The 13,114-nt window shown below is 42.2% G+C and carries 11 protein-coding genes and 1 other annotated feature; of the genes, 9 read left to right on the forward strand and 2 right to left on the reverse strand.

What is annotated here, in order from left to right:
- Positions 1 to 9 precede the first annotated feature (9 nt).
- The 7 genes from PG766_RS00630 (at position 10) to PG766_RS00660 (ending at position 6,976) form a co-directional block, all read left to right on the forward strand.
- On the forward strand, positions 10 to 303 hold the full coding sequence (locus tag PG766_RS00630; RefSeq protein ID WP_117823050.1) for a hypothetical protein: 294 nt from the start codon (positions 10 to 12) through the stop codon (positions 301 to 303).
- Positions 304 to 374: 71 nt separating this feature from the next.
- Positions 375 to 625: a binding site (T-box leader), on the forward strand.
- Between the two features lie 182 nt (positions 626 to 807).
- The gene (locus tag PG766_RS00635; RefSeq protein ID WP_118198434.1) at positions 808 to 1,827 is read left to right on the forward strand and encodes an ABC transporter substrate-binding protein; all 1,020 of its coding nucleotides are present in this window, start codon (positions 808 to 810) and stop codon (positions 1,825 to 1,827) included.
- 30 nt (positions 1,828 to 1,857) lie between these two features.
- On the forward strand, positions 1,858 to 2,745 hold the full coding sequence (locus PG766_RS00640) for an ABC transporter permease (RefSeq protein ID WP_055158458.1): 888 nt from the start codon (positions 1,858 to 1,860) through the stop codon (positions 2,743 to 2,745).
- Positions 2,732 to 3,505 (forward strand): ABC transporter ATP-binding protein, encoded by a 774-nt coding sequence (locus PG766_RS00645; protein ID WP_008374812.1) that lies wholly within the window; start codon positions 2,732 to 2,734, stop codon positions 3,503 to 3,505. The genes PG766_RS00640 and PG766_RS00645 overlap by 14 nt, the downstream gene beginning before the upstream one ends.
- 341 nt (positions 3,506 to 3,846) lie before the next feature.
- Positions 3,847 to 5,979: an anaerobic ribonucleoside-triphosphate reductase gene (gene nrdD, locus PG766_RS00650; RefSeq protein WP_118198433.1), complete on the forward strand. Its 2,133-nt coding sequence runs from the start codon at positions 3,847 to 3,849 to the stop codon at positions 5,977 to 5,979.
- Positions 5,980 to 6,477, forward strand: a complete 498-nt coding sequence (nrdG, locus tag PG766_RS00655; RefSeq protein ID WP_008374816.1) for an anaerobic ribonucleoside-triphosphate reductase activating protein — start codon at positions 5,980 to 5,982, stop codon at positions 6,475 to 6,477.
- Complete coding sequence (locus PG766_RS00660) at positions 6,461 to 6,976, forward strand: deoxyuridine 5'-triphosphate nucleotidohydrolase (RefSeq protein ID WP_008374818.1); 516 nt, start codon at positions 6,461 to 6,463, stop codon at positions 6,974 to 6,976. Before nrdG ends, PG766_RS00660 begins: the two co-directional genes overlap by 17 nt.
- 344 nt (positions 6,977 to 7,320) lie before the next feature.
- Here PG766_RS00660 and PG766_RS00665 read toward each other — a convergent pair whose 3' ends face one another.
- The gene (locus PG766_RS00665; RefSeq protein WP_118198432.1) at positions 7,321 to 8,679 is read right to left on the reverse strand and encodes a spore germination protein; all 1,359 of its coding nucleotides are present in this window, start codon (positions 8,677 to 8,679) and stop codon (positions 7,321 to 7,323) included.
- Between the two features lie 256 nt (positions 8,680 to 8,935).
- Here PG766_RS00665 and PG766_RS00670 point away from each other — a divergent pair, with 256 nt between their 5' ends.
- Both PG766_RS00670 and PG766_RS00675 read left to right on the forward strand, forming a co-directional pair.
- The gene (locus PG766_RS00670) at positions 8,936 to 9,802 is read left to right on the forward strand and encodes a DegV family protein (protein ID WP_117823060.1); all 867 of its coding nucleotides are present in this window, start codon (positions 8,936 to 8,938) and stop codon (positions 9,800 to 9,802) included.
- 25 nt (positions 9,803 to 9,827) lie between these two features.
- Positions 9,828 to 10,556: a restriction endonuclease subunit M gene (locus PG766_RS00675; protein WP_118198431.1), complete on the forward strand. Its 729-nt coding sequence runs from the start codon at positions 9,828 to 9,830 to the stop codon at positions 10,554 to 10,556.
- Positions 10,557 to 10,630: 74 nt separating this feature from the next.
- On the opposite strand, the gene PG766_RS00680 is transcribed toward PG766_RS00675, so the two are convergent.
- Positions 10,631 to 12,799 (reverse strand): TaqI-like C-terminal specificity domain-containing protein, encoded by a 2,169-nt coding sequence (locus PG766_RS00680; protein WP_118198430.1) that lies wholly within the window; start codon positions 12,797 to 12,799, stop codon positions 10,631 to 10,633.
- Positions 12,800 to 13,114: the final 315 nt, after the last annotated feature.

A 13,114-nucleotide genomic window follows, 5' to 3' on the forward strand; every position in this document is an offset into this window, starting at 1 on the left:
GGGAGAGAAATGGATTGGGAATCGTACAGAACAGATCTTGAGGCGATAAAGCTTGCGGTGAATGAATGTGAAAGACTTGGAGTGGATAAAGAAGAACTCCTCATAATCAGTATTTACCGTCTGTATGAATTTTATAAAACAGAAGACGACAGAGTCTATCTTCTGGGGGCATTATTGCATCTTAAGGCCTATCTTGAACTGGGGATGGAATATGAAAAGAACCGTAAAATCTTTTCATTGATTTTAGATAATTATGGAGTATGTTATCAGGATATTTTTCAGGGAGCGGAGGAAATAGAGTAGAAAAATCTGAAAAATTCCAAAAATCAGGTTGACAAACAGAGAATAAAGAGGTAATATATTAACCATAAATTGTAAAACCGTTGAGAAAGAGGAGTAGGTTATCGAACAATATCACAGAGAGCAGCAGGCGGTGGGATTGCTGTATGGAGTTGGTAATTGAATGGACTTTCGAGGGCAGCCTGAAATCAGACAATTGAGAGTATGGTTTGTCGGGAACCAAACCCGTTATCAATAAGGAATGTATGTTAGTACATAAAAGAGGACAGGAAACTGTTAAAGTTGAGTGGTACCGCGTTAGTAGAAGATATTAGTCGCCTCAATCCGTAGAAGGATTGAGGCGTTTTTTATTTCATAGGAAATTTCGAAGGAACTTCCTATGAAATAAAAAGTCTCCGGCAGGATGTTACATATGTATTCCTGTTGTGGTACGGCGCGGAATCAAGAAACACCTTCTCTTGAAAGCTAACAAAGAAAATTATTTATCAAGAAGAGGAGAACAAAATTATGAAAAAGAGAACAATCGCAGTATTATTAACAATGGCAATGGCAGCAACAATGATGGCAGGATGTGGAAGCAAGTCGGATTCCAAGACAGCAGATGGAGAAAAGAGCTATACAATCGGTATTTCCCAGTTTGCAGAGCACGGATCTTTAGATAACTGCCGTGAAGGATTTTTAGAGGGACTGAAAGAAGAAGGTATCGAGGAAGGGAAGAACCTGAAGGTTGAATACAAGAACTCGGCAGCAGATATGGGAACTGCATCACAGATTGCAAGCAGTTTTGTATCCGATAAAGTAGATCTGATCTGCGGAATCGCAACACCAAGTGCACAGACAGCATACAATGCTGCTATGGATACGGATATTTCGGTTATCTATACTGCAGTTACAGACCCGAAAGCAGCAGAGCTTGCAGATGATAAAGGGAACCCGGTTGGAGAAGTCACAGGAACCAGTGATAAACTTCCGATTGAAGCACAGCTGAAAATGATCCGTGAACTTCTTCCGGATGCAAAGAAGATTGGTATCCTTTATACAACAAGTGAGGCAAACAGCGTATCTGCAATTGCTGAATACAAAGAAAAAGTCGGTGACTATGGATTTGAACTTGTAGAAAAGGGAATTACAAATACATCAGAAATCGCACTTGCAACAGACGATCTTCTGTCACAGGTAGACTGCATCAGCAACCTGACAGATAACACGGTAGTAAGCTCACTTGCAACCATTCTGGATAAGGCAAATGCAGCAAATATCCCGGTATTCGGAAGTGAGATCGAACAGGTGAAGCTTGGATGCCTGGCAGCAGAAGGTCTTGATTATGTAGCACTTGGCAAACAGACAGGTAAGATGGCAGCAAAGGTTCTCAAAGGAGAAAAGAAAGCATCTGAAATGCCATTTGAGACGATCACAGAAGCAGGACTTTACCTGAATACAAAAGTAGCAGAAAATCTTGGAATCACAGTGGAAGACGATCTGAAAAACAGCGCAGTAGAGACATACGATTCTATCAGCGAAAACTAAATTTGAATTAGAAAAGTGAGGAGCAATGCAATGAGCTTTGCAGTATCGATTTTGGAGCAGGGACTGATTTACGGAATCCTTGCATTGGGAATTTATATAACATACAAAATTCTGGATTTTCCAGATCTGACCGTAGATGGCAGCTTTCCATTAGGAGCTGCCGTAACGGCGCTTATGATCACAAAAGGAGCGAACCCGTATCTGACCCTTCCGGCTGCATTTGCAGCAGGTGTGGCAGCCGGTATCTGTACCGGACTGATCCATGTCAAATGCAAGGTAAGAGATCTGCTTTCAGGTATCATTATGATGACAGCACTCTGGACGATCAACCTTCGTGTGGCAGGAACAGCCAATGTACCGTTGTTTTCCCAGAAGACAATCTTTAAAAATGATACACTGGATAAGCTGCTTCCGTCAGGATTTTCCGCTTACTCTACATTGCTCATCATTCTGATCATTGCGTTAATTGTGAAAATCATTCTCGACCTTTACCTGAATACCAAGTCCGGATACCTGCTCCGCGCAGTCGGAGATAACGATAAACTGGTAACTGCAATGGCAAAGGATGAAGGAAATGTGAAAATCCTGGGACTTGCGATCGCAAACGGGCTGTGTTCGCTTGCGGGATGTATTTTCTGTCAGGAAGAACGTGTATTTGAAATTTCCAGTGGTACAGGGGCGATGGTAATCGGTCTTGCAAGTGTTATCATCGGAACCAGTATTTTCAAAAAAATCAGTTTTGTAAAAACAACGACAGCTGTACTGATCGGTTCTATCATTTACAAGGCCTGTGTGGCAATCGCACTGAAGAACTTCGAACCGCAGGATATGAAGCTGATCACAGCCGTATTATTCCTGGTAATTCTGGTGCTTAGTATGGAGAGAAAGAAGAAGGTGAAGAAGAATGCTGGAGCTTAGAAATATCCACAAATATTATAATCCGGGTACAGTCAATGAGATGTGTCTTTTTGAGGACTTCAATCTGACGATCAATCAGGGCGAATTTGTATCTGTAGTAGGAAGTAACGGTTCCGGTAAAACTTCGATGCTGAATATCATCTGCGGAAGTATTCCGGTAGAATCCGGACAGATCCTAATCGATGGAAAAGATATCACAAGGGTAAAAGAATACAAGAGAAACCAGAAGATCGGACGCGTGTACCAGAATCCATCTATGGGAACCTGTCCGTCCATGACGATCTTGGAAAATATGTCTCTTGCGGACAATAAAGGAAGGTTCTACGGACTTGGACGGGGAACGAATAAGGCACGTATTGATTATTACAGAGAACAGCTCGCCCAGCTTGGTCTTGGACTGGAAGATAAGCTTCATGTCAAAGTCGGATCACTTTCCGGAGGACAGCGCCAGGCGATGGCACTGCTGATGTCTACAATGACACCAATCGAGTTTTTGATCCTGGATGAGCATACTGCTGCGCTGGATCCAAAGACAGCAGAACTGATTATGGAGCTGACCGATAAGATTGTAAAAGAAAAAAATCTGACAACGGTTATGGTCACACACAATCTCCGCTATGCAGTAGAATACGGTAATCGTCTGATCATGATGCATCAGGGACATTGTGTGATGGATAAGGCAGGAAAAGATAAAGAGGATACCTCGATCGATGAAATCCTGACGATGTTCAATGAAATCAGTATTGAGTGTGGAAACTAAAAAAATACAAGATTATGAATTAAAGAGATAAGCAGAAAAGGAAACAGTTTCGGCTTATCTCTTTTTGTATCTCCAAAGGTTTTGGAAAAATTATTCGAGGATTTTCAAAATGAAAGGCTATTGTCTGAATACAGAAGGAGAAGCCTGTCCGGTATAAAATGTCAATGGATTTTCAGGAATATGCCTGTAGAAGATTTGGTTGTCTGGCTGTCGGAAAATTGGTTATTTTCACAGATTGACGCTCTCGCTGTGATAGTGCTAAAATAGAGGAAAACAGTCAAGATATAGTATACATTTTAAATAGAATACAATATATTGTAGTTATCAGAAAGGAGAACAAGATGAGCTTAAACAATGTGAAAGTTATAAAAAAAGACGGGACAAAAGAAGAATTTAACGTGCAAAAAGTCGTTGTGGCAGTCAATAAGTCTGCATATCGTGCACTGATCAAATTTTCACAGAAAGATATTGATTTTATCTGTCATTTTGTAGAAGAAAAGGTAGAAGAACTCGGAGTGCATGAGATCCGGATTCCGGAGATGCACAATATTGTAGAGGGAGCGCTTGAGAAAGTGAATCCGATCGTGGCAAAAAGTTACCGGGACTATCGGAATTACAAGCAGGATTTTGTGCAGATGCTTGACGAGGTTTATAAGAAAAGCCAGTCGATCATGTATATCGGGGACAAAGAGAACAGTAATACAGACAGTGCACTGGTATCGACCAAGCGAAGCCTGATCTTCAATGAGCTGAACAAAGAATTATATAAGAAATTTTTCCTGACGGTGGAAGAATTACAGGCAATCCGGGAAGGATATATTTATATCCATGATATGTCAGCCCGAAGAGATACGATGAATTGTTGTCTCTTTGATGTGAAAAGCGTACTGACCGGTGGATTTGAGATGGGAAATCTGTGGTACAATGAGCCAAAGACACTGGATACGGCATTTGATGTGATCGGAGATATCGTACTGAGTGCGGCAAGCCAGCAGTACGGAGGATTTACCGTGCCGAGCGTAGATGAGATCCTGGAGCCTTATGCGAAGCGTTCCCATGAAAATCATCTGAACAAATACAGAAGCCTCGGACTTTCGGAAGAAGTAGCACAGGAGATTGCCTGGAAGGATCTGGAAAAAGAGATGGAGCAGGGATTCCAGGGATGGGAGTATAAGTTCAACTCCGTATCCTCAAGTCGTGGAGACTATCCATTTATTACCATGACCAGCGGAACCGATATCAGCGAATACGGAAAGCTTGTCACAAAGACGATGCTGGAAGTAAGAGCAGGAGGACAGGGAAAGCCGGGACATAAAAAACCGGTACTTTTCCCGAAAATCGTGTTCCTTTATGATGAAAATTTACATGGACCTGGAAAGCCGGGAGAAGATCTTTTTGAAGCCGGAATTGAGTGCTCCAGAAAGACTATGTATCCGGACTGGCTCAGCCTTACCGGAAAAGGCTATGTGCCGAGTATTTACAAGCGCTACGGAAAGGTCATCAGTCCGATGGGATGCCGTGCATTCTTATCTCCATGGTATGAAAGAGGCGGTATGAATCCGGTGGACGAAAAGGATGAGCCGGTATTTGTCGGAAGGTTCAACATCGGTGCGGTCAGTCTCCATCTTCCGATGATCCTTGCCAAATCCAGACAGGAGAACCGAGATTTCTTTGAAGTACTGGATTATTACCTGGAACTGATCCGGAAGCTTCATATCCGTACTTACGAATACCTCGGAGAGCTGCGTGCTTCTACGAATCCGCTTGCCTACTGTGAGGGTGGTTTCTATGGCGGACATCTGAAGATCCATGACAAGATTAAACCGGTGCTGAAATCGGCAACCGCTTCCTTTGGAATTACGGCGCTTAATGAATTCCAGCAGCTTTATAATAAAAAGTCCCTGGTAGAGGATGGAGCATTTGCCATCAAGACCATGGAATATATCAACATGAAGGTCAATGAATTTAAAAAAGAAGACGGCTATCTGTATGCGATTTATGGAACACCGGCTGAGAATCTGTGTGGTGTGCAGGTGCAGCAGTTCCGTAAAAAATATGGAATCGTGGAAAATGTATCGGACAGGGCGTATGTGAGCAACAGTTTTCACTGCCATGTAACCGAGGATATTACACCGATCGAAAAGCAGGATCTGGAAAACCGTTTCTGGGATCTGTGTAACGGTGGAAAGATCCAGTATGTAAAATACCCGATCAATTATAACAAAGAGGCTATCAAATCACTGGTACGCCGTGCAATGGATATGGGATTTTATGAGGGTGTTAATCTGTCGCTTGCCTACTGTGATGACTGTGGTCATGAAGAGCTGTCTATGGATGTGTGTCCGGTATGTGGAAGCAAGAATCTGACAAAGATTGACCGTATGAACGGATATCTGTCTTATTCGAGAGTCAAGGGAGATACCAGACTCAATGATGCCAAGATGGCAGAAATTGCGGAAAGGAAAAGTATGTAAATGCGTTACCATAATATAACAAAAGATGATATGCTCAACGGGGATGGCCTGCGGGTTGTCCTCTGGGTTGCAGGATGTGACCATTGCTGTAAGGAATGCCACAATCCGGTGACCTGGGATCCGAATGGTGGGCTTTTCTTCGATGAAAAGGCGAAGGCAGAGATTTTTGAAGAACTGGAGAAGGATTATATCAGTGGGATCACATTCAGTGGAGGCGACCCACTGCATTCGGCAAATGCCTATGAGGTCATGATGCTGGCAAAAGAGATTAAAGAAAAATTTCCGTCAAAGACGATCTGGCTTTACACCGGTTATGAATGGAAAGATATCAAGAATATGGATATTGTAAATTATCTGGACGTTCTGGTGGACGGAGAATTCGAGGTTGAGAAGAAAGAACTGGATCTGCACTGGAAAGGCAGCGCGAACCAGATGGTCATTAACGTACCGGAGACATTAGGAAAAGGAGAAATTGTATTACATGAAGAGAATTGCTAAATTTCACAAAGTAAGTCTGGAACAGTTTATGGAAGGATGGAAGGATACCTTTGGTGAGCAGTATACAGAGGATCAGATCAAGGCTTTATATGAAGAAATCAAATTGCCGAAGCGTGCAACGGCAGGAAGTGCAGGATATGATTTCTATGCACCGGATGATTTTGTGATCGAGCCGGGAAAGACGATCAAGATCCCGACAGGGATCCGTGTGGAAATGGAAGAAAACTGGGTGCTCAAATGCTACCCGAGAAGCGGACTTGGATTTAAGTTCCGTCTGCAGCTGAATAATACGGTAGGAATTATTGACAGCGATTATTTCTATTCTGATAATGAGGGGCATATCTTTGCGAAACTGACGAATGATACCAATGAGAATAAAACGGTAGAGCTTGGAAAAGGGACAGGCTTTATGCAGGGGATTTTTGTTGAATATGGTATTACTGTGGATGACGATGCGACAGCAGTCAGAAACGGGGGATTTGGCAGTACGACGAAGTAGGGTTGTAAAAAAGAGAGACTAAGGTATAGGTTGTGTTGGCGACCGGGATTAAAAAATGGTGTCCAATTCCATTGTGCAAGGGCATTACGATGAACCTCTGAGAGCGAAAATTGTGTCAGCAAAGGCTTCCACAATTTTTGAGTTTCATCTCCATTGCAGAATAAGTGAATTGAACACTATTTTTTTGATCCCGGTTGCCGGATTTACTGTATTAGAGAGGCGTTTTTTACAAGGCTGGACTGATAACCGGTTGAGGAGATTTAGGTAGTGGTGGGAAGGGGGAGTTGTGGAAAGGTGAAGGTTATGTAGGTGTAGCCTGCAATTTTGTTGCAGGCTACAGGGGATTAGTTTAATTTTACGTTCAGGTAACTACGGCCGGATAGGGTTTTGTTGAAGGTGATGCAGAGGATGACGATGAGGCAGCCTGTGAGGAATCCTGGGAGGTTGAAGATGGCGGTGAGGATAAGGAGCAGAAGACGCATGAATTTTAATGCGTAGCCTAGTTCAAAGTTTGGCTGGGTGTAGTTGGCGATGGAGACGAATGCCATGTAGAGCATGATCTCGCTGTTGAACCAGCCGGATTCGACGGAGAATTCCCCCATGACGATACCGGCGATGACGCTGAGAGGGGTGCTGAGCATACTCGGAGTGTTGAGGGCGGCGAGGCGGAGTCCGTCGATGGCAAGCTCCAGGATCAGGATCTGGAAGATCAGGGGGATGTTGACCGTATCTTCGATCAGAACGAAGCGGAAGATCTCCGGTATCCATGCCGGGTTCTGCATAAAGAGCAGAAAGAGTGGAACCATGAAGACAGTCAGCAGTGTGATCAGTACACGGGATATTTTCAGGTAGATTCCGGTGATTGGCGGAAAGTAGTAATCATTTGCCTCTTCGATCATATCAAAGATGGAGGTTGGCAGGATCAGTGCAGATGGGGAGGTATCAGTAAGGATGATCACTTTTCCTTCCATCAGGCAGGCGCAGGCTGTGTCTGGACGTTCGGTAAATTTATATTTTGGAAATGGATTGTACCATTTGCGCTGAAAGAGAGCTTCCGCAAGAGATTGCTGGCTCATTTTCAGATCCTGGGATTTGCTTTCTTCCAGTTTGTTCTGGATCGTGGTCAGAAGTTCGCGGTCTACACGGTCGGACATATAGCAGAGAGCTACGTCGGTGCGTGTGGAAGTGCCGGCTTCATACATTTCCATGATCAGATGCGGATCGCGGATCCGGCGGCGCATCAAGGCAGTATTGAATACGATTGTTTCCACAAAGCCATCACGGGAACCGCGCAGGGATTTGTCTTTATCGGGTTCCTCGATGCTGCGGGACGGGTAAGTACGGCAGTCGATGGCAATAGCGGCTTCATAGCCGTCAATAAAAAGACAGGTGACACCGGACAGAAGATTTTTGAAAATGCTGTCAAAGTCACCGAGAATATCAACTTCTACATAGGGGATGCAGCTTGTAGAAAAGGAAGTTGCATCCTCTGGCATATCATCGGCAGAAATATTGAGGAAGGAGTCCATAAGTTTCAGCATGATTTCATCTTTGGTGAAACCATCAATAAAATAAAAGGCACTATTTTGTCCGCCGATGATCAGAGTTCGTTCGATAATATCAAAGCTTTTTTTTACGGGAAGAGCCCGGTTCATATATTTTGTATTGTCGGTGAGGGAAGCACTGACAGTATGTTTTTCCATATTGAATCCTCCATTCAGAGATAATTTAAAGTTAAGAAAATCTGGAATCCCGGAAATATTTTACTGCCTGGATTCTGCATAGATTTAGCATTTCACAAAAAAAGGAAAATATACCGGATTATGACAAAAGTTATTAAGAAACTTAAGATTTTTTTAGCATGGGAAAAAGATTTTGCTATCTTGCGGAAAAGAGGGTATACTGTACATAATTATAAGTAATATATAAATCCCTAAAGGGATGAAGGAGGACACACTTATGAGTGAATATATGATCATGACAGACAGCACAGTGGATTTACCGAAGGAATACCTGACCGAGGAGCTTGGGGTTCCATATATTCCTCTTACTTATCTGATCGATGGACAGTCTTATGAGGATATGATTGGACTTACCGGGGAAGAATTTTTTGCAAAAGTCAGGGCAGGGTCGATGCCGACAACTTCTCAGATCAATCCGGAGCAGGCAAGAGAGGCATTGGAGCCATATCTGAAGGAAGGAAAAGATATTTTATATATTGCCTTTTCATCCGGACTTAGCGGAACGTACAACAGTGTGCGGATGGCAGCAGAAGAGCTGCAGGAAGAGTATCCGGAGCGGAAATTGATTGTGATTGATTCACTCTGCGCCTGCATGGGAGAGGGGCTTCTTGTGTACAAAGCTGTTCAGATGAAGCGTGCAGGAAAGAGTCTGGAAGAAGTGGCTGCCTGGGTGGAGGAGAACAAGCTTCATATCATGCATAACGTTACGATTGATGATTTATTCCATTTACATAGAGGTGGAAGAGTATCAAAGGCTTCTGCAATTGTTGGAACGATGATCCAGATCAAGCCGATCATCCACATGGACGATCATGGCGAACTGAAGGTTATTGGAAAAGAACGTGGCAGAAAGAAAGCATTGACACACATCGTGGATATGGCAGTGAAGCAGTCCGAAGGTTGGGATAATGATATTGTGATGATCACACACGGTGACTGCAAAGAAGATGCGGAATTTGTGGCAAGACAGGTGGAGAAGAAGATGGGAGTCCACAATATTCTGATTAACTGCATTGGAACGGTGATTGGGTCACATACAGGTCCGGGGGTTGTGGCTGTGTTCTGTATGGGGAATAAGAGATAAGAGTTTGTAAAGACGAGGCATACAAATGAAAGAATTACGGAGACAATTGAAAGAGCTACTGCAACAGGCGGGAGCAGATGCTGAAGTTTTAGAAGCTTTTAGTCAGGAAAATGCAGTGTTTCCATTTAGTGCGGAAAGCAGAATTTTGATGTATCTGATGAATGCTCAGGCAATTACATATGAACAGTATCAGGAAATATATGAAAGTTATATGAAAAGAAACCAATATCTGTATTTGTTTGAGATGGCACCAAGAACATTCGGAGAAACCTGGGGTGAGCAGCATATTTTAAAATTGTTTCCGGCTTTTGTAAAAGCGACAAAAGAGAATATGGTTTCGGTTTATCCTGATTTTGATGGAGAATTTGATCTGTGGATTCCTGAAATAAGAGTAGAAGTTAAAGCGTGTAGGGCAAATGATACAAAAGCGGGTGGAAGTCTTGCCAGCAGAGCGTATTTGCATTCAGAAGCAATTGCAAATGGGTTTAAGTATCATTATCAGCAGTTAAAGCCATCATGCTGTGATGTGTTTATCTGGATTGGTGTTTGCCGTGATGAGCTGATTTATTGGGTACTTACAAGTGAGGAACTTCAAAGAACAGGAAAGCTTGGATCCCAGCATAGGAATGAAAATACAGGAATTGCGGGAGCAACTGTATTTGAAGGCCAGGTTTTTATGACAGAAGAGGAGCTAAGATCATTTTGGGTTGCTGAAAAAGATGTCCTTAATGTCGTTAAGAAGAAAGGAAGATAAGAAAAAACCAGAGCAGACCTGGCAATCCTATTGTTGAATAGGGGAAGCCAGGAATATCTCTGGTTTTATGTTTGTCAGAACAGAAATTTGTTTTCTCCAGCTACTGCATGCTTAATGATATCCTGCTCTTTAGAGGTAAGATTAAATAATTTAAAAATCAATTGGTCAAGTTGCTCGTAGGCAATTTGTGCTTCCTCAGGAGGCAGTCCGTTAATTAGTGGTTCGACAGCTTGGATGATACTGTTTTGCATGCCGGCATTAACATCCGGAATCGGAATATTTTCAATATGAGAACGCAATACCTTCACGGAGTGAAACTCCATTTTGTAAATAAACTGTGCAATTCTGGAATTAAGGATGGCAAGAATATATTTTATATGCAGTCCTTCAAGCTTGGGGATGACCACGTTGCAGCTATTCAAAGAAAGTGTTTGTTTATCATCATAAGCAAAGACAAGTTGGCTGCTGATAAAACGATACAAAAGCTTTTCTGGCGCACGGTACATTTCTATAGGTGCTACCTGCTGAAAATTCTGTGGGTTAAACACGATATAGTTTGAGTTCGGATTAGTATGGTACTTAAAGATATCGGAGCCTTTTAAAATAACTTCGTTATCTTTGTTTTTCACGGAAGAAATATATTTTTTATTATTTCCGGTTACGATTCCTAAAGCAAAATCGGCGTTTCCGGCAAGGAATTTTGTTTTAGGAATATGCCGAATTTTTTCAAGCAGCTGATATTCAGCATCCGTTGTATGAAAGCTGAAATATTCGGCTGAAATTTTACGGTTTGTCAGAATGGTTGTACAGTGACTACAGTCGGATACTTCCATTCCGACTGTCGAAAGTGGCTTTCCGGTGTGAATGAGCTGCAATATAATGCAGGGACACTGAACCTTATCAAAGGCATTTCCCAAAAAATTAAGATATCGGATGGAATTACTTTCCATAATGGCAGTACGGACTGGTGTATGTGCCTTTACATTAAGTATTGCCTCTGGAAGAATAAAAGAGAGTTGTCCGTTTATGGACAAATTACGTAGTGCTTTTTCAATAAACAAATCATAAGACTCTATATTTTTCCCGGAAGCAGTCCGATAGTTTTTGCGAAGCTTTTCCTTTTCCGACTCGGAAAATTCATATCCCCATGGCGGATTGCCGATGATATACTGATAAGAAGCTTTTAAATCAGATGCAAGATAATCGGCTTCGGTTATATGCTCGTACAGATTTTTGATAGAGAGAATGTCATATTTTAAAACCATGTTCAACCGGGTGATTTTTACACTGATTGTATCGGTGTCATTGCCATAAATCTGGTCAAAACGAACATGTGCTGGAAGCTGCAATAAAAAATTTCCAGTTCCACAGCAGGGATCCAGAATTCTGGCATCTGATGCAATATCCAGCTTCTCAATCAGCTTTTTGACGATTTTGGTAGGCGTATAGTAGGAGCCGGTTGCCTTGCGGCTGCCGATATTTTTACAGGAAATGTAAATGAGCCCAAGGATATCTTCAGCAGGTTCGTATACATAATCAAAATCAAAAAGCGGAGAATATTTTTCACAGAAAAGCAGAGCCTGCTCGGAATCTGCAATCAAAGCATAGATCAGTTCGTCGTATAGAGACAGGGTGATTTCTTTTTTTAAAAATCTGCTCAGCAACGCTTTTTCATGCTTGAAAGAAAGATCATATTTTTGGGCGAGCAAATGCAGGGCACAGTCAGCAATGAAATATTGAATCACATCCGATGAAAGAGCAATGGATTCATCGGTTACAATTCGGAGAATCTGCTGCAGTGGTTCAATATTCTGACAATTTTCAGAAACATAGGCGCTGTAAAGAGAATTTCCACAGACAAATTTCTTGTTACGTCTGCTTTTCAGTGATTGATTTTTGCCTGATTGCAGTTCGGCTTTCAACTTTTCGGTATATTGTTTTGTAAAATAAGGCTTTCTTTTATCCGTATATTCAGGAATAAGTTTGCCAAGCTTGATCCAGTTGCGCCCGGTTGCGGTCGAAATGGAAAGTATATCACATAATTCTTTTAAAGAGAGATAATCGGAATCTTTCGGGGAATTCGTCATTCGCTCATCGGAAGGTTTGATGGCCGTGGCAGGGATCAACCAGATGCCGCTGACCATTTTGCAACCCTCAATCCGGTTGGTTTCGCAGAGTTTTTGTATGCGGCGTTCAGATAAATGGAATTTCTTCGAAGTTTCTTTTACAGAAATATAATCCATAGTCGAGCAGACTCCTTTTTTCGTATAATAATGATGTGAGTGTCAAAAGTAAATTTTGCCGCTCACTGGTGTAATCGGATTGCTCCATTGCGAAGCGATTCCTGCAATCCTCGAACACCTCAAACTCCCATAAAATGGCGTGTTCATATCATTTTATTTCGTTTTCAGTGTTCGGCGTGTCAATAAGTATCATATAATAAATATTATATACGGCGATACGAATGAAAGCAATATTAATTTAAAAGGATTCAAATTTGGACTGGACGATTGTTTGACGCATGCTGATTATTGGAAGGTGAATTGATGTAATGTCAA

Origin of the sequence: Coprococcus sp. LG101-27 (assembly GCF_027695515.1) — a bacterium.
Classification (GTDB): Bacteria; Bacillota; Clostridia; order Lachnospirales; family Lachnospiraceae; genus Allocoprococcus; species Allocoprococcus comes.